The organism is Xanthomonas campestris pv. badrii, assembly GCF_012848175.1.
In the GTDB taxonomy this organism is placed as follows: domain Bacteria; phylum Pseudomonadota; class Gammaproteobacteria; order Xanthomonadales; family Xanthomonadaceae; genus Xanthomonas; species Xanthomonas campestris_C.
This window is the reverse complement of sequence record NZ_CP051651.1, coordinates 1841669-1863368: the sequence shown is the minus strand read 5'-3', so window position 1 is coordinate 1863368 and position 21700 is coordinate 1841669. Positions and strand designations below refer to the sequence as shown.

At 66.2% G+C, this 21700-nt stretch carries 13 protein-coding genes and 1 pseudogene; all 14 read left to right on the top strand.

Annotation, left to right across the window (positions count from 1 at the left end; all coding sequences use genetic code 11):
* The first annotated feature begins 79 nt into the window (after positions 1-79).
* The 14 genes and pseudogenes from HG421_RS07820 (at position 80) to HG421_RS07755 (ending at position 21700) form a co-directional block, all read left to right on the top strand.
* Positions 80-820: a flagellar motor protein gene (locus tag HG421_RS07820; RefSeq protein WP_169705934.1), complete on the top strand. Its 741-nt coding sequence runs from the start codon at positions 80-82 to the stop codon at positions 818-820.
* 8 nt (positions 821-828) lie between these two features.
* Positions 829-1803, top strand: coding sequence for a flagellar motor protein MotD (gene motD, locus HG421_RS07815; RefSeq protein ID WP_169705933.1), 975 nt, complete (start codon positions 829-831; stop codon positions 1801-1803).
* 1 nt (position 1804) lies between these two features.
* Positions 1805-2587 (top strand): ParA family protein, encoded by a 783-nt coding sequence (locus tag HG421_RS07810; RefSeq protein ID WP_169705932.1) that lies wholly within the window; start codon positions 1805-1807, stop codon positions 2585-2587.
* A gap of 308 nt (positions 2588-2895) precedes the next feature.
* Positions 2896-3975 (top strand): chemotaxis protein CheW, encoded by a 1080-nt coding sequence (locus HG421_RS07805; protein WP_429001915.1) that lies wholly within the window; start codon positions 2896-2898, stop codon positions 3973-3975.
* 114 nt (positions 3976-4089) lie between these two features.
* Positions 4090-4398 carry an STAS domain-containing protein gene (locus HG421_RS07800; protein ID WP_169705930.1) on the top strand — a complete coding sequence of 103 codons (309 nt, stop codon included), beginning with the start codon at positions 4090-4092 and terminating at the stop codon, positions 4396-4398.
* The gene (locus tag HG421_RS07795) at positions 4395-4760 is read left to right on the top strand and encodes a response regulator (protein WP_002806565.1); all 366 of its coding nucleotides are present in this window, start codon (positions 4395-4397) and stop codon (positions 4758-4760) included. The genes HG421_RS07800 and HG421_RS07795 overlap by 4 nt, the downstream gene beginning before the upstream one ends.
* 33 nt (positions 4761-4793) lie before the next feature.
* Positions 4794-6797: a chemotaxis protein CheA gene (locus HG421_RS07790; protein WP_169705929.1), complete on the top strand. Its 2004-nt coding sequence runs from the start codon at positions 4794-4796 to the stop codon at positions 6795-6797.
* A 224-nt stretch (positions 6798-7021) separates the two neighbouring features.
* Positions 7022-7360: pseudogene (locus tag HG421_RS07785) on the top strand (HAMP domain-containing protein); the annotation flags it as partial.
* A gap of 558 nt (positions 7361-7918) precedes the next feature.
* A complete protein-coding gene (locus tag HG421_RS07780) occupies positions 7919-10183 on the top strand; it encodes a methyl-accepting chemotaxis protein (RefSeq protein ID WP_169705928.1) in 2265 nt (754 codons plus the stop codon).
* A gap of 256 nt (positions 10184-10439) precedes the next feature.
* The gene (locus HG421_RS07775) at positions 10440-10973 is read left to right on the top strand and encodes a hypothetical protein (RefSeq protein ID WP_169705927.1); all 534 of its coding nucleotides are present in this window, start codon (positions 10440-10442) and stop codon (positions 10971-10973) included.
* Between the two features lie 295 nt (positions 10974-11268).
* Positions 11269-13443: a methyl-accepting chemotaxis protein gene (locus tag HG421_RS07770; RefSeq protein WP_169705926.1), complete on the top strand. Its 2175-nt coding sequence runs from the start codon at positions 11269-11271 to the stop codon at positions 13441-13443.
* A gap of 192 nt (positions 13444-13635) precedes the next feature.
* Positions 13636-16425, top strand: coding sequence for a methyl-accepting chemotaxis protein (locus tag HG421_RS07765; RefSeq protein ID WP_169705925.1), 2790 nt, complete (start codon positions 13636-13638; stop codon positions 16423-16425).
* A gap of 319 nt (positions 16426-16744) precedes the next feature.
* Positions 16745-19000 carry a methyl-accepting chemotaxis protein gene (locus HG421_RS07760; RefSeq protein WP_169705924.1) on the top strand — a complete coding sequence of 752 codons (2256 nt, stop codon included), beginning with the start codon at positions 16745-16747 and terminating at the stop codon, positions 18998-19000.
* A gap of 450 nt (positions 19001-19450) precedes the next feature.
* Positions 19451-21700: a methyl-accepting chemotaxis protein gene (locus HG421_RS07755; RefSeq protein ID WP_169705923.1), complete on the top strand. Its 2250-nt coding sequence runs from the start codon at positions 19451-19453 to the stop codon at positions 21698-21700.

Here is a 21700-nt window from a genome sequence, read left to right as displayed (position 1 = left end):
CTGCGACCCCGCCAGATTTCCGGCACTGCCAAGCGCCCTTGCCTATCAAGTCCGCCGCGCCTGGGCCGATACCGCCTGCATGGACAGATTGAGCATCATCGGACTGGTGCTGGCGATCGTGGCGATCGTCGGCGGCAGCGTATTGAAGGGCGCCGGCATTTCGTCGCTGTGGTCGCCGGCTGCCTTCGTGATCGTCATCGTCGGCACGGTGGCGGCGATCCTGCTGCATACCTCGCCGGCGGTTTTCCGGCGCGCCTTCAAGATCCTGCGCTGGGTGATCCGGCCGCCGGCCAGCGACCGGCCGCAGCTGGTCGCCCGCATCGTGGAATGGAGCAACACCGCGCGCCGCCAGGGCCTGCTGGGCCTGGAAGACCAGCTGTCGCGCCTGGACGACCCGTTTCTGCGCAAGGGCCTGCAGATGCTGGTCGATGGCGTGGAGCCGGAGGCCATGCGCCACATGCTGGAAATCGAAGTGGACAACCAGGAGCGTCAGGATCTCGCCGCGGCCAAGGTGTTCGAGGGCATGGGCATCTACGCGCCCACGCTGGGCATCATCGGCGCGGTCCTTGGCCTGATGGCGGTGATGAAGAACCTGGCCGACCCGGCCATGCTCGGCCACGGCATCGCGGCGGCCTTCACCGCCACCATTTACGGCATCGCCTCGGCCAACCTGTTGTTTTTGCCGGTGGCGGCCAAGCTCAAGAGCGTGATCCACTGCAGCACCAACGAGCGCGAGATGGCGATCGAAGGGTTGATTGCGATCGCCCAGGGCGAGAACCCGCGCAACATCGAATCGAAATTGGCAGGCTACTTGCATTAGAGCGTGCCATGGCCCGTCGTCGCAGACATCACGAAGAACATGGCAACCACGAAGCGTGGGCGATTCCGTACGCCGACCTGATGACGCTGCTGCTGGCGTTCTTCGTGGTGATGTATGCCATCTCCTCCCTCAACGAAGGCAAGTACAAGGTGATGGCGCAGGCGCTGACCAGCGCCTTCGGCGGCTCGTCGAACACCGCCAGCCCAGTCCAGATCGGCAAGACCCAGACCCTGGGCGCCGACTACGACCGCCCGTCGGTGATCAAGGCCGGTGCGCCGATGGCCGCCACCACCGGGCCGACCGACGCCACCCTGCTGCCGTCGATGGCCGCGCAGATGCGCATGCCGGTGTCGCTGCGCAACCAGGCGCAGCTGGCACGCGCACAGCGCCAGATGGACGCGGTGGCGCAGCAGCTGAGCAAGACGCTGTCGCCGCTGATCGAGAAACAACTGATCACCATCCGCCGCAACGACCTGTGGATCGAGGTGGAGATCAACAGCGACATCCTGTTCGGCACCGGCTCGGCCACCCTGGCCGGTGGCGCACGCGGCACGCTGTCCACCCTGGCCTCGGTGCTGCGCGATGCCCCCAACGGCGTGCGCGTGGAGGGCTATACCGACAACCAGCCCATCGCCACCGCGCAGTTCCCCTCCAACTGGGAACTGTCCGCGGCGCGTGCGGCCAGCGTGGTGCACCTGTTTGCCGACGACGGCATCGCCCCGCAACGATTGGCGATGGTGGGCTATGGAGAATTCCGTGCACGTGCCGATAACAGCACTGAGGCGGGACGGAATGCGAACCGGCGTGTGGTGTTGATCATCCTCGCTGACTCGGCTGGCTCACTCGCACCCGATCCGCCATCGCAGTTGCATGCGACCGCCGCCGGGGCGCCCAAGCTTCCCAAGTCTGACGGCGGCCAAACGGCCGTCACCACCGAAAGCGGCACAAGTTCCGTCCCCGCCGTAATTCAAGGAGTGCAGTGACATGCGTATCTGGGCAATCGCCAACCAAAAGGGCGGCGTCGGCAAGACCACCACGACCCTGGCACTGGGTCGCGGCCTGGCCGCGCTCGGCAACCGCGTCTTGTTGATCGACCTCGATCCGCACTCCTCGCTTACCCGCGCGTTCGGCGTGGCGGTCGATCCGCCGCCGCGCGGGGTGCTGGACCTGTTCGGCACCCCGCCGAGCGATCTGGCCAGCCTGGCGCACGAAAGCGCCATCCCCGGCCTGTCGTACGTGTGCGCACAGGCTGCCCTGGCTACGCTGGAGCGCCGCAGCGCCAACCAGCCCGGCCTGGGCCTGGCCCTGCAGAATGCGATGACGCGCCACGCCGGCCAGCACGATTACATCCTGCTCGACTGCCCGCCCACGCTGGGCCTGCTGATGATCAACGCATTGGCCGCCTGCGACCGCGTGGTGGTGCCGACCCAGGCCGAACCGCTCGCCCTGCATGGCCTGGCCAGCATGGTGCGCACCGCCGACATGGTGCAGCGCTCGCGTCGCCGCGAACTGCCGGTGTCGATCCTGCCGACCCTGTTCGACCGCCGCACCCGCGCCGGCAACGAAACGCTCAAGGAAATGCAAACCACCTACGGTCCGGTGGTGTGGGAAGACGCCGTTCCGATGGATACCCGTCTATGCAACGCCGCCGCACTCACCGTCCCCGCCGTCGGCGGCGACTATCCGGGCCGCGGCCTGTCGGCCTATCGCCGTGCGCTGGAATGGGTGCTGGCCGATGACGCGATGCGCATGGAGCAAGCCGCATGAGCAACCACACCGCCAACGGTGAGCTGGACGATTATCTGGAAGGCTTGCTGCACGATGCCGGCGTGGAGATTCCCGCTGCCGTCGCAAGCACTCCGGTCGCTGTTCCCCTGGCCGCCGAACCGGCCGCGGCGCTCGCCACGATCGAAGACAGCGACGTCGCTGTCGCCGACGCGCCGGTTGCGGTCGCCGCACAGCCGGACGTCGCCGCCGCCGATCTGCTGGCCGACATGCGTTCGGAGCCGGCTCTCGCTGTGCCAGTCGCCGCCGCACCCAGTGCTGCCGACATCGCCGCCGATTTCCTGGCCGAGATGGATGCAGACCCGGCGTTCGCGCCGGTCGTCGCCAAGCCCAGCGCAGAAGACATCGCTGCCGACTTCCTGGCCGAAATGGATGCCGATCCTGCCTTCGCGCCGGTCGTCGCCAAGCCCAGCGCAGAAGACATCGCTGCCGACTTCCTGGCCGAAATGGATGCCGACCCTGCCTTCGCACCGGTCGTCACCAAGCCCAGCGCCGACGACATCGCCGCCGATTTCCTGGCCGAGATGGATGCAGACCCGGCGTTCGCGCCAGCCACGCCCAGCGCGTTCATGAGCACGGCCGACCTGATGGCCGAAATGGACGCCGACCCGGCCTTCGGCCCGCCGGTGGTTGCCGGCCCAAGCGCTGCCGACATCGCCGCCGATTTCCTGGCCGAGATGGATGCGGACCCCGCCTTCGCAACCGGGCCGTCTTCGGTGGACCTGCTGACTGCCGATCTGCTGGCAGAAATGGATGCCGACCCGGCCTTCGGGCTGGAGCCCGCAGCGGTCGCCGTGCCGGCAGCTGCGCCCGCTCCCGCCGCGCTGCCGCCACGCGCGGCCCCGGCACCTGCCCGCGCCGCGCCGGCGCCGATGGCACCGACCGGGCTGCAGGCGCTGCTGGCTCCCGGCCAGGCCGACACGATCCACGCCGAGCGCCGTGCCAGCGAACGCAGCACCCGCTGGCTGCGTCTGCGCTGTGGCGAACAGACCTATGCGCTGGAACTGCTCAAGGTGCAGGAGGTGGTGCTGCCAGTGCCATTGCTGCCACTGCGCGGCACGCCCAGCGCCATGCTGGGCATCATGAACCTGCGTGGCCAGGTGGTGCCGGTGATCGATCTGGGCATCCACCTGGGCGCATCGCCGGTGGACATGGACGTGCAGACGCGGGTGGTGGTGCTGGAAGAAAACGGCGAAACCATGGGCCTGCGCGTGTCGGCCGTGGAAGACGTCACCAGCCTCACCGACCAGCAGATCGAACCGCCGGACAACGCCCGGCTGTGCCGCATCTCCAACAACCTGTTCCGCGGCGTCGCGCGCCTGGGCCATCATCCGATGATCCTGCTCGATGCCACGCACCTGTTGCACTGAAACGCGCGTGAACCCGACCCCAGGCCTGCACAATCTGGCGTCTGGCCGATTCACCGTTAAAGCTTTCCCGCCCCCCGCCGCTAGTACGCATAGAACCATCCGTTCGGAGCAACAATGAGCACAGTGACATTGGGTGAGGATCTCGGCATCGAGTCCAGCGCCGACCTCAAGCAGAAGCTTGCCGGATTCCTCACCCAGGACGGCGACCTGGTGCTTGATGCCGGCGAAGTCCGGCGTATCCACACCGCCAGCGTGCAGTTGCTCTGCGCCTTCGTGCAGAGCCGCCGCCAGGCCGGTCTGCATACCGAATTCGATGGCTGTAACGACACCTTTAGGGATGCGGCCCGTCTGCTCGGCGTCACCGACGCGCTCGGACTTCCCGCATCCAATGACAACCTGAAATCTGTGGAGAACGCCGCATGAGCGCACGTATCTTGGTGGTGGACGATTCGGCGTCGATGCGCCAGATGGTCTCTTTCGCCCTCACCTCTGCCGGCTTTGCCGTCGAAGAAGCCGAAGACGGCGCCGTTGCGCTGGGCCGCGCGAAGGGCCAGCGCTTCAATGCGGTGGTGACCGACGTGAACATGCCCAACATGGACGGCATCTCGTTGATCCGCGAGCTGCGCCAGCTGCCGGACTACAAGTTCACCCCGATGCTGATGCTCACCACCGAATCGGCGGCCGACAAGAAGTCCGAAGGCAAGGCCGCCGGTGCCACCGGCTGGCTGGTCAAGCCGTTCAATCCAGAACAGCTGATCGCCACCGTGCAGAAAGTTCTCGGTTAACCCTTACTCGCTTCACCATCGGATCTCACGCCCATGAGCATGGACCTGCAACGTTTCCACGCCACCTTTTTCGAGGAAAGCCGTGAAGGGCTCGACGCGATGGAGGCCGGGCTGTTGTCCCTTGAAGAGGGCAACCGCGACCCGGAAATCATCAACTCGGTGTTCCGCGCCGCGCACTCCATCAAGGGCGGCGCTGCCACCTTCGGGTTCGAGGCCGTCGCCGGCCTGACCCACGTGCTGGAAACGCTGCTGGACGAGCTGCGCTCCAACAAGCGCCAGCTCGAAGCCAATGCTGTCGATGCCATGCTGGGCTCGGTCGACGTGCTGCGCGCCCTGCTGCGCGAAGCCGAACACGGCACCCCGGCCGACCCGGCCGCGGTCAAGGCCGTGCATACCCGCCTGAACGCGGTGCTGGCCGGCGAAGCACCGGCCGCCGCAGTGGTGGCCAAGCCCAAGGAAGAAGAACCCGAAGCCTGGCACATCGGTTTCACCCCGGCGCCGTCGCTGTTCATGAGCGGCAACGACCCGCTGCGCATCATCCGCGAGCTGGAGCATCTGGGCCCGCTGCAGATCGCCGCGCGCCTGGAGCGCATGCCGGGCTTTGAAAACATCGACCCGCTGGAAGCCTATCTGGCGTGGGACCTGGGCCTGATCGGCAAGATTCCGCGCAGCAAGATCGAAGACACCTTTGCCTGGGTGGTGGACGACTGCGAGCTCGACATCCGCCCGATGGCGGTGCCCGGCCCGCCGCCGAGCCTGGCGGTGGACGCCGCCGCGCCAGTGGCCGCCGTTGCACCGGTCGCTGCCGCAGCCGCTGAACCCGCTGCCGCTGCCGCAACGCCGGCCAAGGCGGCCGCCGCAGAAGCCGAAAGCTCCATCCGCGTCAGCGTGGACAAGGTCGATGCCCTGATCAACCTGGTCGGCGAGTTGGTGATTACCCAGGCCATGCTCAAGCAGGTCTCCACCGGCCTGGACCCGGCGCATGCCGAACAGCTGTTCGCCGGCCTGGACCTGCTCGAGCGCAACACCCGCGATCTGCAGGAAGCGGTCATCGGCGTGCGCATGCTGCCGGTGGATGCGGTGTTCCGCCGCTTCCCGCGCCTGGTGCGCGACCTCTCCAGCCGCCTCGGCAAGCAGGTCCGCCTGCGCACCATTGGCGAAAGCACGGAGCTGGACAAGGGGCTGATCGAAAAGATCGCCGACCCGCTCGTCCATCTGGTACGCAACTCCATCGACCACGGTCTGGAAATGCCCGATGCGCGCCGCGCCGCGGGCAAGGAAGAAACCGGCACGATCACCCTGGCGGCCTCGCATCAGGGCGGCCACATCGTGATCGAAGTCAGCGACGACGGCCGTGGCCTCAATCGCGCCAAGATCCTGGAAAAGGCGGCCGAACGCGGCATCGCCGTGCCGGACAACCCGACCGATGCGCAGGTGTGGGACCTGATCTTCGCGCCGGGCTTCTCCACCGCCGATGCCGTCACCGACCTGTCCGGTCGTGGCGTGGGCATGGACGTGGTCCGCCGCAACATCCAGGGCCTGGGCGGCGAAGTACAGCTGGAAAGCAACGCCGGCAGCGGGACTCGCGTGTTGATCCGTCTGCCGCTGACCCTGGCCATCCTCGACGGCATGACCGTCTCGGTCGCCGGCGAAACGCTGATCCTGCCGCTGTCCTACGTGCTCGAAGCACTGCAGCCGGCGCCGGAAGATGTCCGCTCGATGGCGGGCGATGGCCGGGTGCTGCGGGTGCGTGGCGAGTATCTGCCGATCCTGTCGCTCACCGAGTACTACGGCTTCGGCGGGCAACAGTCCTCCACCGAATCGCTGGTGGTGGTGGTCGAAGGCGACGGCCAGAAGATCGCGCTGGAAGTGGACGAACTGCTCGGCCAGCAGCAGGTGGTGGTCAAGAACATCGAGAACAACTACCGCCGCATCCCCGGCGTCTCCGGCGCCACCATCCTCGGCGATGGCCGTGTCTCGCTGATCGTGGACATCGGCGGGCTGGTGCGCTCGTTGAAGGTGCCGCAGGCCGCGTAAGGCAATACGCGGCACGGACGCGGCGGCAGTCAACTCCACGACGCGATCGACGATTCGATCGGCACTGGAATGATCGCCGGCAGTATGGGGACTGCCGGCATCCGTGACACCCGCCCGGCCCGACACCACCGACGGAGATTCTGGCCCTTTGTTCGGATCTTTCGACTCCGCCATCGTCATTGGCCCAACCACTGACGGGCGCCCACGAGGCCAGTCGTTCTCTGCAATCGGTGAAGGTGATGATTGCAGCCATGGCGCTGGTGGTCCTGTTGGCGGCCTTCGCCGGCTGGTTCCTCGCCCGCAGCATCGCCGGCCCGCTGGGCCGTGCGACCCGCGTGGCCGGGGCCATTGCCCGCGGCAAGCTGGACAACACCATCCAGGTCGATAGCCGCGACGAAGCCGGGCAGCTGCTGGCGAGCATGCAGGGCATGCAGCAGCAGTTGCAGGCCGTGCTGGCTGCGCAGTCGGAGATGGCGCAACGCCATGATGCCGGCCAGATCAGCTACCGCATGGATCCGCAGGCATTTCCCGGCGATTTCGGCACGATGGTGCACGACACCAACAGACGGCGACACCAGCTGGCACGAGTTCTGACGCAAGCGGCTTGGCCGGCTGCGGTTGCACAGCCTCCATGCACGGGCCCCGACTGCGATGTCGGGGCCCGTGCGTTTGTGCGCGCACGTATCTGCCACGCCACCACTGTCAGCGGCCGGAATCCACTTGCGCATGGCGTGGGCCGCAGCCCGCTGTCAGCCTGCGCGCGAGAACCCGGCATCGGCACGCGCTTCATCCGCGCGTGCGGGCCGGCTGCCTGCGGCAAGAACCCAGTCCTGGCGGATTCATGCGTGTCGAAACTGACGAAGTGCTGAACACACGCCGAATTTAGAGATGTGCACGTCAAGTGAACAAGACCGGCGCCGTTAATGGAGTTGAAGGCCGGCGCACGGTGCTGCCGGCATCGGAGGCGATACACGTTCCGGGCAAGCCCAACCGGCCTGCTCTTCCTGGCAAGCGCGTGATGGCGCCTGCCGACCAATCACTCCACGCCAATCGTCCACCGCAGGTCCAATTGTGCAGTGGCTTGGACCTGCTCCGCCCTTCCACTGAAAGGCCCGCACGCAATGAAAACCAAGAATCTTTCGATCTCTGCGCAATTGATCATCGGCTTCGGTGCCGTTGTCCTGGTGATGCTGGCCGTCGGCGGCACGAGCCTGAAGAATCAGGCTACCCTGCAGGACGCCGTCGCAATCAACGAACATACGTTCAAGGTGATCGCCACCGGCGATGCCATGCTGACCCAGGCGCTGAATATCGAAACCGGTGCGCGCGGCTACCTGCTGTCCGGCAAGCAGGAACACCTGCAGCCGTTCGAAAACGGCCAGAAGGGCTTCCAGAAGAACTTTGCCGATGCCAAGCAGCTGACCGCAGATAACCCGGTGCAGCAGGCGCGTCTGGACAAACTGGACGTCGCATACACCCAATTGCTTGATACCGAGAAGGGCATCATCGCCATTCGTGAAAGCACCGACGACCGCGAGAAAATTGCCAGCGTCTTCGGTGAAGGCCGCGACCGCGCGGCGATGGGCGTGCTCCGCAGCGTCGTCGGCGAGTTCAAGAACGAAGAAGAGCAGCTGCTTGCCAAGCGTTCGCAGGCGCTGGAGGCGGCGCGTACGAAGAGCAAGCTGTCGATCGTGTTCGGCAGCCTGCTTGCCATCCTGGTCGCTGTCGGCATGGGCGTGATGATTCGCCGCCAATTGCTCAAGCGCATGGGCCAGGCGATGAGCGTGGCCGACGCCATCGCATCCGGCAAGCTGGACAACGCCATCGACACCCGGTCGCAAGACGAAACCGGCCGCCTGCTGGTCAGCATGGACAAGATGCAGACCCAGCTGCAGGCGGTGCTGGCCGCGCAGGCGGAGATGGCCAAGCGTCACGACGCGGGCCAGATCAGCTACCGCATGGATGGCAGCGCCTTCCCGGGCGATTACGGCCGCATGGTCCGCGACAGTAACGCGCTGGTGGCGGCGCACCTGACCGTGCAGGACAGCCTGATGCGGATCATGGGCCGCTATGCGATCGGCGATTTCAGCGAAGACATGACCGCACTGCCGGGCGAAAAGGCTGCGCTCACCCAGACGATGGAAACCGTCAAGCAGAACCTGAGCGCGATCAACCGCGAGATCAACCAGCTGGCGAGCGCGGCCGCTGCCGGCGACTTCAGCCAGCGCGGCGATGCCGAACGCTTCCAGTACGATTTCCGCGGCATGGTCGAGAGCCTCAATCGCTTGATGGCCACGGCGCACGGCAACCTGGAATCGCTGTCCACGCTGTTGCAATCGATCGCCGTCGGCGACCTCACTGCGCGCATGCAGGGCGACTTCCACGGCGTGTTCGCACGCATGCGCGACGATGCCAATGGAACCGCTATGCAGCTGGCCGACATCGTTGGCCGCATCCAGACCGCGGCAATCAGCATCAATGCCGCCTCCAGTGAAATCGCCGCCGGCAATCAGGATCTGTCGCAGCGCACCGAGCAGCAGGCCGCCAGCCTGGAAGAAACCGCCGCCTCGATGGAGGAGCTCACCTCCACCGTCAGGCAGAACGCCGAAAGCGCACGCCAGGCCAACCAGCTTGCCGCCGGTGCCGCCACCGTGGCCTCGCAGGGCGGCCAGGTGGTCGGACAGGTCGTGGACACCATGACCGGCATCGAAGCCTCGTCCAGAAAGATCGCCGACATCATCACCGTCATCGACGGCATCGCCTTCCAGACCAACATCCTGGCCTTGAACGCGGCGGTGGAAGCGGCACGCGCCGGCGAACAGGGCCGCGGCTTCGCGGTCGTGGCCAGCGAGGTGCGCACACTGGCGCAGCGCTCGGCCAATGCCGCCAAGGAGATCAAGGGCCTGATCGACGAATCGGTCGGTCGTGTCACCGAAGGCTCGGCGCTGGTGGACCAGGCGGGCCGGACCATGAAGGACATCGTCAGCTCGGTGCAGCGCGTCACCGACATCATGGGCGAGATCTCCGCTGCCTCGCAGGAGCAGTCGGCCGGCATCGAACAGGTCAACCAGAGCGTGACGCAGATGGACGAAACCACCCAGCAGAACGCTGCCTTGGTGGAAGAAGCCACCGCTGCGGCGCGTGCCATGGAAGAACAGGCCGGGCAGCTCGCCGATGCGGTGTCGATCTTCAAAATCCAGACCAGCGCAACGGTGCCGTCGTCGGCAGTGCATGCGGCGCCGCAACCTCTGGCCAGCGTCAAGACCTCAGACCCAGCCCGCAGCCCGGCCTCGGCCGCGCGCAAGCCCGCCCCACGCGCTGTCGTGGTGGCCGCGCCGACGCCGGTGGCAGCAACCGAGAACGAGGCGAGCTGGCGCGAATTCTGAGACCGCGCAGCTCGCTGATCCAAGCGCAGCGACCAATCTGCGCAGTCGGCCCAGTACGCCGCAGCAGCGCCCCGGGGCAGCCGGGGCGCTTTCCATCTTGCCCAGTGCAACCCCATCCGCGCGATGCCCCTGCATCCCCAACGGGCTCGCCCCCGGCTGTTGCCGCCGGTCGAAAAATGATCAAGCGCACGCACATGCGGCCGATACAACCAGCACCGAGGGCCGCACTGCCCGCGCCAGGTTGAAGGAAGTCCGCATGCACATCGCCAATTCCATCCGCTCCGCTCGCCCACTGCTGGCTGCCATGTTTGCCGTTGCCTTGCTGGCAGCCGGCGCCTCGATGCCGCCCTCGTTCGCGGCGCCGGCTGCGCCGGCATCGGTTCTGCTGGACAGCGTGCCGGTCACCGCATTGCAGTCGCTGGCCATCGATCTGGTGCAGCTGCGCGAAGACCAGCGCGCCCAGCTCGCCGCCTCGCATGACCCGGCGCAGGTGCAGGCCTACGACGAACGCCTGGGCAACCTGCGCCAGCGCATCGCCCGCCACGCCGGGTACTTCCAGGCCACCGCGCCGCGCGACGAGCAGGCCCGCCGGTTCGCCGTGGTGCAGCAGCAGCTTGGCCAGTACCTGGCGCAACACCGCCAGGCCAACCGCGCCCTGCATGCCGGCGATCTGCACGATGCCCAGGCCTTGTCGCTGGGCCATGCCGGCGATACCCGCCAGCTGCTGTGGACGGAACTGCAGAATCTGCAGGCCTCGGTGGCCAGCAACGGCAAGCCGTTGCGCGATTAAGCATCTTCCGGCGCGACCCACCCGCCCGCACGGCCACCACCGCAATCATTGCCAGCCCACGCCGGCCATCTCCCGCGCCGCTGCGCTGCAGCCAGTCGTGCGTGTGCCGCCCTGCGCGCTGGCCTGGCGTCGGCCACGCCTGCGGCTCAGGCGTCGTGGCACCACGGTTGCGGTGTCGTCTTCGGCAACCGGTGCTCGGGGCTAGCACACCTTGCATCGCTCAATGCTCAACCTTTCTCTCTACAGGTCGCTATTCGACTCATCCCGGTCACACTCCCTTTGCTGGATACCTGTCATGACCTTCAAGAGTTCGCTCGCAAAAACGTTGGCCAACGTGCCGCTCAAGCGCAAGTTTCTCGCCCAGACCGCGCTGATGGCGCTGGGCATCATCGCGCTGGCCATCGTTGCCGCACGCATGCAGTACGTGGATCTCACCGACACGCGGCGCGATGGCCTCAGGAGCCAGATCGAAATGGCGATCGCGGTGGTCAACGGCTACGCCGAACGCGCAGAAAAAGGCGAGATGGACGTGGACGCCGCCAAGAAGGCGGCGCTGCACACCTTGTCCACCATGCGCGCTCGCGGTGGCGTGGACTATATCTACGTCACCGACCAGGCGCCGGTGATGCTGATGCACCCCACCCGCCCGGACCTCAACGGCAAGCCCTTGACCGATGTGCTCAGCCCCGATGGCAAGCGCATCTTTCCGGCATTCGTGACCGCCGCGCAGGCCGGCGGCGGTTATGTCGATTACACCTGGGCCAAGCCGGGCCAGAAAGACCCGGTGCAGAAGACTTCGTACGCGGCGCTGTACAAGCCGTGGGGCTGGGTGATCGGGACCGGCGTCTACCTGGACGACACCCAATCGCAGGCGCTGGCATTCACCGGCATCGTGACCCTTGCCGGTGGCGTGCTGGTGCTGCTCAACCTGCTGGCCGGCTGGATGATCGGCAACTCGATCCTGGAGCCGGTGGCACGTGCGCTGGCGGCGATCAAGGGCGTGGCGCGCGGCGATCTGAGCGTGCGCACGGCCGCCCACGGCAACGATGAAATCGGCCAGATGCTCAAGGCCACCGACGACATGGTGCACACCCTGGAGCGCTTCTCGGCGCAGACCAAGGTGATGGTGCACATGCATGCCGGCGACGACGTCACCCACCGCATGTCGACCGATTTCCCGGGCGTCTACGGCGAGCTGGCCAGCGGCATCAACACCATGATCTTCGAGCACCTGGACGCCATCGTCGATGCCATCGGCATCCTCAACGAGTACGCGCAGGGCGATCTGTCGCGCGATGCGGCGCGCCTGCCCGGCACCCGCGCAGTGCTGCACGAAGCGATGGACGCGGCCAAGGCCAGCCTGCTGGCGATCAACACCGAGATCAAGCGCCTGGCGCAGGCGGCCGCCGAAGGCGACTTCAGCCAGCGTGGCGATGCCACGCGCTTCAAGCACGATTCGGCACGCATGATCAACGACCTCAACGCGATGATGGAGGTCAGCGACCGCAATCTGGGCAAGCTGTCCGAGCTGCTGGCCGCGCTGGCCGAAGGCGACCTCACCGCACGGATGGAAGGCCAGTTCCACGGCGTGTTCGCGCGCATGCGCGACGACGCCAACGCCACCGCCACGCAGCTGGCCGGCATCGTCGGGCGCATCCAGCAGGCCGCCGGTTCCATCACCGGCTCGGCCAGCGAAATCGCCGCCGGCAACAACGATCTGTCGCAGCGCACCGAACAGCAGGCGGCCAATCTGGAAGAAACCGCCGCCTCGATGGAGGAGCTCACCTCCACCGTCAAGCAGAACGCCGAAAGCGCCCGTCAGGCCAACCAGTTGGCGATCGGTGCGGCCAGCGTCGCATCGCAGGGCGGCCAGGTGGTCAGCCAGGTGGTGGATACCATGTCCGGCATCGAAACCTCGTCCAGGAAGATCGCCGAGATCATCTCGGTCATCGATGGCATTGCCTTCCAGACCAACATCCTTGCATTGAACGCTGCGGTGGAAGCGGCGCGTGCCGGCGAACAGGGGCGTGGCTTTGCAGTGGTCGCCTCTGAGGTGCGTACCCTGGCCCAGCGTTCGGCCGGTGCGGCCAAGGAGATCAAGCACCTGATCGACGATTCGGTCGGCAAGGTGGCGCAGGGCTCGGCACTGGTGGATCAGGCCGGCAGGACCATGGCCGAGATCGTGTCCTCGGTGCAGCGCGTCACCGACATCATGAGCGAGATTTCCGCCGCCTCGCAGGAGCAGTCGGCCGGCATCGAGCAGGTCAACCTCACCATCACCCAGATGGACGAGAGCACCCAGCAGAACGCCGCACTGGTGGAAGAAGCCACCGCCGCCGCCAACGCAATGCAGCAGCAGGCACGCCAGCTGGACGATGCGGTGGCGATCTTCCGGATCGAGGCCGCCGCCCAAGCACACGCCACTGCAGGCGCGCGCGCACCCAAGCGCGTGGCCCTGGCGGCTCACTGAGCGCGGCAACACAACCACGCAAGTCGCCGCCGGCCGGGTGTGGACGGCGTGCGGAATCCGCAGCGTACGAGCGGTGCATGAAGGTTCCGAGCACCGGCCGCCCGCCTGGACGCCGCCCAGTCGCGCTATCACCTGTTGCGAACGCACTACCCCGCTTCGGCGGGGTCCTTCTTCCTTTCCGGCGCTACGCCCATGACCTCGTCTTCCACGCACTCACGTTTCAGCGGACGCCTGGCGTACCGCCTGATGTTCGGTACGGCGGTCATCGCGTCGCTGTGCTTCGGCCTGACCGCAGCCATCAGCTACTGGCAGAGCAGCCGTGCGCTGATGATCTCGGCGCAAAGCACGATGCAGAACGCCGCACGCCACCAGGCCGAACAGGTCGCCAATGAGCTGGGCCAGGCATTTACCATCGGCCAGTCGGTCGCCAGCACCTTGCTGGCCCAACGCGGCAACGGCGGCATCAGCCGCGATGCCGCATCGGCCATCGTGCATGACCAATTGAAGAACCATCCAGAATGGGTGGGTATGGGCACGCTGTGGGAAGCGCAGGCGTTCGATGGCAAGGACGGCGTCTATGTCGATGCCAAAGGCCATGACAGCACCGGCCGCTTCATGACCTACTGGGCGTACAACGGACAGCAGCTGATCCGTGAGCCGCTGGTCGGCTACGAAAAGCCCGGCGACGGCGACTGGAACCTCAAGCCGCGTGCGCTGGGCCGCCAGACCGTCGCCGGTCCTTACGACTATGTGATTGGCGGTAAGCCGGTACTGATGACCACCTTGTCCACGCCCATCATGGAGAACGGCAAGTACCTCGGTGTGGTGTCTGTCGATTTCGCGTTGGCCGCGCTGCAAAAGCGCTTGAGCGCGCTACGTCCGATGGATGGCGGTTATGTGGAATTGATATCTCCTGCCGGCGTGATCCTTGCCTCGCGCGACGCCGCGCGGATCGGCAAGCCGGCAGAAGGAGGCAGCTACGGTGCATTGCTGCAGGCGACCGGCGCTGGCAAGGACTATGTCGATTTCACCCCGGACGCTGCCGGCACGGTCAGTGCGTATGTGCCGTTGCAGATCGGCAAGGCACAGGAGCGCTTCGCGCTGGGCGTGGTGGTGCCGTACGCCGCCATCATGCAGCAGGCGCACCGCTTGCTGTGGACGATCCTGCTGGTGGGCCTGGGCTCGGCAGTGGTGCTCAGCGGCGCCTTGTTCCTGCTGCTGCGCCGCCAGGTGGTGCGTCCGCTGGACTCGGCGGTGGGCGTGGCCGACGCGATCGCCTCGGGCAAGCTCGATAACCACATCGCCGTGCAGCGCCAGGACGAAGTGGGCCGCCTGATGGGCGCCATGCAGCGCATGCAGAACGACCTGCGCGCACGCATCGAACGCGATACCGCCATCGCCAACGAAAACCTGCGCATCCGCACCGCGCTGGAACGCTCGGAAATGGACATCTTGCTGGCCGACGAACAACACACCACGGTGTTCATCACCGATGCGCTGCACAGCTCGTTCACGCAGGGTGAGCCCGTCTTCCATGCCAAGGGCCAGAACGGCTTCAGCGCCGATGCCGTGGTCGGCAAGCCGCTGGACTACGTGTTCGGCACCGATAGCGAGGGCAAGGCACGCACCCAGCGGCTGCAGCAACTGCAGTCCACCAGCCAGGAGCGCTACACCTTCGGCCCGGTCACGCTGGATCTGACCATGACCCCGCTGTACGCGGCCGATGGCCGTCGCAGCGGCAGCATGCTGCTGTGGCGCAATGTCAGCGCAGAAGTCGGCACCCAGCAGGAAGTGGCCGCACTGGTGCGGTCCGCCTTGATGGGCGATTTTGGCCAGCGGCTGGCACTGGAAGACAAGCACGGCTTCTACCTGGAATTCGGTCGCCAGCTCAATGGTTTGCTGGAAACCACCTCGCAAGGCCTGGAGCGTATTTCCAGCCTGCTCAGCGCGCTGGCCGAGGGCGACCTCACCGTGCGCATGGATGGGCAGTTCGAAGGTGTGTTCGCGCGCATGCGCGACGATGCCAATGCCACGGTGGCGCAGCTGACCGGCATCGTGTCCGGCATCCAGACCTCGGCCACGCAGATCAATGCCGCCGCCAGCGAGATCGCGGCCGGCAATCAGGACCTGTCGCAGCGCACCGAGCAACAGGCCGCCAACCTGGAAGAAACCGCCGCCTCGATGGAAGAGCTCACCTCCACCGTCAGGCAGAACGCCGAACACGCGCGCCAGGCCAACCAGCTCGCCATCGGCGCAGCCGATGTCGCTTCGCATGGCGGCAGCGTGGTGGCGCAGGTGGTCACCACCATGTCCGGCATCGAGGTCTCGTCGAAGAAGATCGCCGAGATCATCTCGGTCATCGATGGCATCGCCTTCCAGACCAACATCCTTGCATTGAACGCTGCGGTGGAAGCGGCGCGTGCCGGCGAACAGGGACGTGGCTTTGCAGTGGTCGCCTCTGAGGTGCGTACCCTGGCCCAGCGTTCGGCCGTTGCGGCCAAGGAGATCAAGCACCTGATCGACGATTCGGTCGGCAAGGTGGCGCAGGGCTCGGCACTGGTGGATCAGGCCGGCAAGACCATGGCCGAGATCGTGTCCTCGGTGCAGCGCGTCACCGACATCATGGGCGAGATTTCCGCCGCCTCGCAGGAGCAATCGGCCGGCATCGAACAGGTCAATCTCACCGTCACGCAGATGGATGAAGCCACCCAGCAGAACGCGGCCCTGGTGGAAGAAGCCACCGCCGCCGCACGCGCGATGGAAGAACAGGCCGGCCAGCTCACCGATGCGGTGGCGGTGTTCAAGCTCAGCCAGAGCGCCGCACCGGTGCAGGCCGCAATCACCAGCAGCTCGGCGGTACGTGCCCTGCCCGCGCCCAAGCGCGCAAGCGGCGGCGGCAAGCGCGTGGCTGCCCCGCTCCGCCACACCACCAAGCCTTCTGCGAACGACGCCGGCAGCGATCGTCAGTGGCAGGATGCCTAGACGCCGGCAACAGATCCCCTGCCCGCAGGCGGGCAGGTACTGGCACCACGCAATAGTGCACTCGACGCCTGAATGGTCGCGCCCGGTCATCACGGCTGGTCACGGGCGCACCGGGTCGAAACACCTGCCCTTGCCGAAGCAGCGGCAGAGGCTGTCGTAGCGAACCGCTGCCGGTAAGCCAGCAGTTTTCCGCAGCAATCCGCACATCGAAAGTGTGGGGCGGCGCCGCTGTTCATTATTCAAATTTAAAGTATCCAGTCCCGGGGCCGTTAGCGTGCAGGACAACATCGCGCGCGCAGCGACACCCCTGGAGTAAATGATGAACAAGTTCAACGACTGGCCCATCCGCCGCAAACTGATGTTTGCGTTCTGCCTCAGTGCGGTGCTCACTGCCCTGCTCGGCGGGCTGGGCTTCTCGCGGATGAAGCAGATGCAGCAGCAGGCGGTGCTGATCAATGAAGATGTGGTGCCGGTGCTGAGCCGGCTGTCGGAGCTACGCGCATTCGGCGGTGAATTCCGCATCTACGAATCGGGCCAGTTCGTCAATCTGCAGAACCCCGAGCGCTACGACTACTTCCTGACCCGCATGGACGAGATCCAGGGCAAGTACGCACAAACGCAGAAGGCGCTGGAAGCCAAGATCGGCGCCGGCTCGCCGTTGAAGGCCGGCTACGACAAGCTCGCCAAGGAAAGCGCCAGTTACTTCGAAGCCAACAAGACCTTGCGCGCGCTCTACAAGGATCCCGACTACGCGGCCGCGGTGGCGGCGAACAAGCAATCCGGCGACATCCGCAAGGTGCTGTTCCAGACCATCGACAAGATGTACGCAGAGCAGTCCACCGCACTGGCCAACATGGTTGCGGCCAGCAGCGCCTCGTTCAAGGCCACCAGCGCGGTGCTGTTGATCGGCACGCTGCTGATGGCGGCGCTGTCGGTCACCTTCGGCTGGTTGATCGCACGCAGCATCACCACGCCGCTGTCCAAGGCGCTGGGCGCCATCCAGGCGGTCTCGCGCGGCGATCTCGGCGCGCAGATCGGCACCACCAGCAAGGACGAAATCGGCCAGATGCTGCAGGCCACCGGCGACATGACCCGGTTGCTGCGCCGCTTCTCCGACGAGACCGCGCGCATGTCGCACCTGCACGCGGCCGAAGACATCACCCATCGCATGCCCGAAGATTTCCCCGGCGTGTACGGCACGCTGGCCAGCGGCATCAACACGATGATCTTCGAACATCTGGATGCCATCACCGACTCGGTGCGTATCCTCAATCAATACGCCCAGGGCGACCTGACTCAGGACGCGCGCCGCCTGCCGGCGAGCCGTGCGGTGCTGCACGAAGCCATGGACGCGGCCAAGGCCAGCCTGCTGGCGATCAATACCGAGATCAAGCAGCTGGCGCAGGCCGCCGCTGCGGGCGACTTCAGCGCACGTGGCGATGCCGCACGCTTCAAGTACGATTTCGCGGTGATGGTGGCCGACCTGAACTCGATGATGGAAGTCAGCGACCACAACCTGGGCAAGCTCTCGCAACTGCTGGGCGCGGTGGCCGACGGCGACCTGACTGCACGGATGGACGGACAGTTCCACGGCGTGTTCGCGCGGCTGCGCGACGATGCCAATGCCACCGTGCAGCGCCTGACCGACATCGTGAGCCGCATCAAGCATTCCACCCTGGCCATCAACACCGCCGCCGGCGAAATCGCTGCCGGCAACCAGGATCTGTCGCAGCGCACCGAGCAGCAGGCCGCCAACCTGGAAGAAACCGCTGCCTCGATGGAAGAGCTCACCTCCACCGTCAGGCAGAACGCCGAGCACGCGCGCCAGGCCAACCAGCTGGCCATCGGCGCGGCCAGCGTGGCCTCGCACGGCGGCGATGTGGTCGGCCAGGTGGTCACCACCATGTCCGGCATCGAAACCTCGTCCAAGAAGATCGCCGAGATCATCTCCGTCATCGACGGCATCGCGTTCCAGACCAATATCCTGGCCTTGAATGCGGCCGTGGAAGCGGCGCGTGCCGGCGAGCAGGGCCGCGGCTTTGCCGTGGTGGCCTCGGAGGTGCGCACGCTGGCCCAGCGCTCGGCCGGTGCCGCCAAGGAGATCAAGGGCCTGATCGACGATTCGGTGAGCAAGGTGGCCGAAGGCTCGGCGCTGGTGAACCAGGCCGGCAGCACCATGAGCGAGATCGTCTCCTCGGTGCAGCGCGTCACCGACATCATGAGCGAAATCTCCGCGGCCTCGCAGGAACAGTCCGCCGGCATCGAGCAGGTCAACCAGACCGTGACCCACATGGATGAAGCCACCCAGCAGAATGCGGCGCTGGTGGAAGAAGCCACTGCCGCGGCCCGCTCGATGGAAGAGCAGGCGCAGCAGCTCACCGAGGCGGTGGCGCTGTTCCGTCTGTCGGCCGAGCTGGAAGCAGTCACCCGCGCCACGCCGGTGGTGCGCCACATTGCCGCCCAGCGCCCGGTTGCAGTGAACACACCGGCCGCCAAGCGGCCTGTCGCGCGCCCGGCAGGCCCTTCCGCAGTGGCACTGGCACCGTCCAGCGAGTCCGATTGGGCCGAGTTCTGAGCCTGCCGCGGCAACGCTGCCAGCGTCGCCGCCCAGCGTGTGATGCCAGCCGCGCCCGGACAGGGCGCGGCTTTTTTATGTCGTGCACATCGGAGGGACGACAACAGATCGCGCGTAGCGAGACGACGCCAGCCCTGGAGTCGACTGACCGTTCGACAGGACACGCACAGCTCATCGGCGCGTCATCGCCGAATCGTCCCTGTACTCAAGCGATACGGCAGCGCTCGCTCGGTGTTTTTACGCTTTGCCGCATGCGCTGGACCCGCCTTTGCGCAATCGCCGGACAACGCGTGTCCCGCAGACTCACATCCGTGACTGCAGTTATGCTTTTTTTAGCATACAGGTATTCAGAACGGAGCTACCCCTGCCGCTACTGCAGTAGCACGGCCATGGCAACTACCACGGCCCTCTCGCGACCCAGCACCCACGCTCACACTCATGGGAATCGGTATGAACGCACTCCTTCAACGCTACAACGTCGGCCCACGCCTGGCAGCGGCATTCGCCGTGTTGATCGTGTTGTCCGGCATCATCGCCTTCATCGGCTATCGCGGCTTGACGAATGCGCGTGAACTGGCGGACGGCATCGTGCACCAGAACATGGTCAAGATCCGCCTGTCCAACGACATGATGAATTCCAATTTCGTCATCGGCACGCAGCTGCGCAACCTGGCACTGCCTTATGCCGACGAGCGCAACGGCGAATTCATAAGCGCGATCCAGTCTGCGCGCGCCGATTACACCAAGGCGCGCGAAGCGCTGTACGCCATGCCGGCCTCGTCGCAGGGTCAGGCATTGCGTGCGGAGATCGACAGCCGCCGCGCGGTGGTCAAGGGCCTGAACGATCAGGTCATGGACTTGGTCAAGGCCGGGAAAAACGACGAAGCCATGGCGCTGCTGTTCGACAAGGCAAGCCCGGCCATGCAGCAATGGCAGGACAAGATTGCCGAGAACATCACCCTGCAGGACAAGCAGGCCGCCGATGCCGCGGCAGTTGCACTGAAGTCGATGGACGACTCGCGCAAGATGCTGGTGGCCGGCGCTGTGCTGGTGGTGGTGCTCAGCGGCGCCTTGGGCCTGCTGATCACCCGCAGCCTGACCCAACCGCTCAGCCGCGCCACACGCGCTGCAGAATCGATCGCCGGCGGCAAGCTGGATAACGATGTCGATACCCCGTTCAACGACGAAGCCGGCCGCCTGCTCACTGCAATGCGCAAGATGCAGGACCAGCTGCGCAACCTGATCGCCGCGCAGACCGACATGGCCAGGCGCCACGATGATGGCCAGATCAGCTTCCGTATCGATGCCTCTGCATTCCCGGGCGACTACGGCCGCATGGCCAACGACACCAACCTGCTGGTGGCCTCGCATGTGGCCGTGCAGACCGATCTTGCGCGCATCATGGGCCGCTACGCCATCGGCGACCTCAGCGACGACATGAGCAAGCTGCCCGGCGAGAAAGCCGTGTTCACCGACACCATGGCACAGGTGAAAACCAACCTCGGCGCGATGAACACCGAGATCAAGCACTTGGCGCAGGCCGCCGCCAATGGCGACTTCAGTGCGCGCGGCGACGCCGAGCGCTTCCAGTACGACTTCCGCGTGATGGTGGACAGCCTCAACACCTTGATGGCCACCGCCGATGGCAACCTGCAGTCGCTGTCGGGCCTGTTGCAGTCGATCGCGGCCGGCGACCTGACTGCACGCATGAGCGGCGAGTTCCGCGGCGTGTTCGCGCAGATGCGCGACGATGCCAATGCCACCGCCACCCAGCTGGCGCAAATCGTCACCGGCATCAAGCAGTCGGCCGTGTCGATCAAGGGCGCCGCCAGCGAAATCGCCGCCGGCAACCAGGACCTGTCGCAGCGCACCGAGCAGCAGGCCGCCAACCTGGAAGAAACCGCCGCCTCGATGGAAGAGCTCACCTCCACCGTCAGGCAGAACGCCGAGAGCGCGCGTCAGGCCAACCAGCTGGCGATCGGCGCTGCCGGTGTGGCCTCGCAGGGCGGCGAGATCGTCAGCAAGGTGGTCGAAACCATGAGCGGCATCGAAGCCTCGTCCAAGAGGATCGCCGACATCATCTCGGTCATCGACGGCATCGCCTTCCAGACCAACATCCTGGCCTTGAATGCGGCGGTGGAAGCGGCGCGTGCCGGCGAGCAGGGCCGCGGTTTCGCGGTGGTGGCGTCCGAAGTGCGCACCCTGGCGCAGCGCTCCTCGGGCGCGGCCAAGGAGATCAAGGACCTGATCGACGACTCGGTGCAGCGCGTGGCCGACGGCTCGGTGCTGGTGCACAGCGCCGGCAAGACGATGGGCGAGATCGTGGCCAGCGTGCAGCGCGTCACCGACATCATGGGCGAGATCTCCGCCGCCTCGCAGGAGCAGTCGGCCGGCATCGAACAGGTCAACCAGACCGTGACCCAGATGGACGAAACCACCCAGCAGAATGCCGCGCTGGTGGAAGAAGCCACGGCCGCGGCACGGGCACTGGAAGACCAGGCGGTTGGGCTGACCGAGGCGGTGGCGGTGTTCAAGACCGATGCCGGCCATGTGCAACCGGCGGTGCGTGCCGCCGCGCCACGGCCGGCGGTGACGCCCGCGCTCAAGGCGCAGGTGGTGGCAGCCGGCCGCACCGCTGCTTCCCAGCCACGCGCGGTGGTCACTGCCTCCAGCAACGACACCAGCTGGCAGGAGTTCTGA

What these genes read in the sequence shown, in the direction of transcription:
- HG421_RS07820 (WP_169705934.1), top strand. Translation starts at nt 80, where the DNA reads ATGGACAGATTGAGCATCATCGGACTGGTGCTGGCGATCGTGGCGATC.
- motD (WP_169705933.1), top strand. Translation starts at nt 829, where the DNA reads ATGGCCCGTCGTCGCAGACATCACGAAGAACATGGCAACCACGAAGCG.
- HG421_RS07810 (WP_169705932.1), top strand. Translation starts at nt 1,805, where the DNA reads ATGCGTATCTGGGCAATCGCCAACCAAAAGGGCGGCGTCGGCAAGACC.
- HG421_RS07805 (WP_429001915.1), top strand. Translation starts at nt 2,896, where the DNA reads ATGGATGCAGACCCGGCGTTCGCGCCGGTCGTCGCCAAGCCCAGCGCA.
- HG421_RS07800 (WP_169705930.1), top strand. Translation starts at nt 4,090, where the DNA reads ATGAGCACAGTGACATTGGGTGAGGATCTCGGCATCGAGTCCAGCGCC.
- HG421_RS07795 (WP_002806565.1), top strand. Translation starts at nt 4,395, where the DNA reads ATGAGCGCACGTATCTTGGTGGTGGACGATTCGGCGTCGATGCGCCAG.
- HG421_RS07790 (WP_169705929.1), top strand. Translation starts at nt 4,794, where the DNA reads ATGAGCATGGACCTGCAACGTTTCCACGCCACCTTTTTCGAGGAAAGC.
- HG421_RS07780 (WP_169705928.1), top strand. Translation starts at nt 7,919, where the DNA reads ATGAAAACCAAGAATCTTTCGATCTCTGCGCAATTGATCATCGGCTTC.
- HG421_RS07775 (WP_169705927.1), top strand. Translation starts at nt 10,440, where the DNA reads ATGCACATCGCCAATTCCATCCGCTCCGCTCGCCCACTGCTGGCTGCC.
- HG421_RS07770 (WP_169705926.1), top strand. Translation starts at nt 11,269, where the DNA reads ATGACCTTCAAGAGTTCGCTCGCAAAAACGTTGGCCAACGTGCCGCTC.
- HG421_RS07765 (WP_169705925.1), top strand. Translation starts at nt 13,636, where the DNA reads ATGACCTCGTCTTCCACGCACTCACGTTTCAGCGGACGCCTGGCGTAC.
- HG421_RS07760 (WP_169705924.1), top strand. Translation starts at nt 16,745, where the DNA reads ATGAACAAGTTCAACGACTGGCCCATCCGCCGCAAACTGATGTTTGCG.
- HG421_RS07755 (WP_169705923.1), top strand. Translation starts at nt 19,451, where the DNA reads ATGAACGCACTCCTTCAACGCTACAACGTCGGCCCACGCCTGGCAGCG.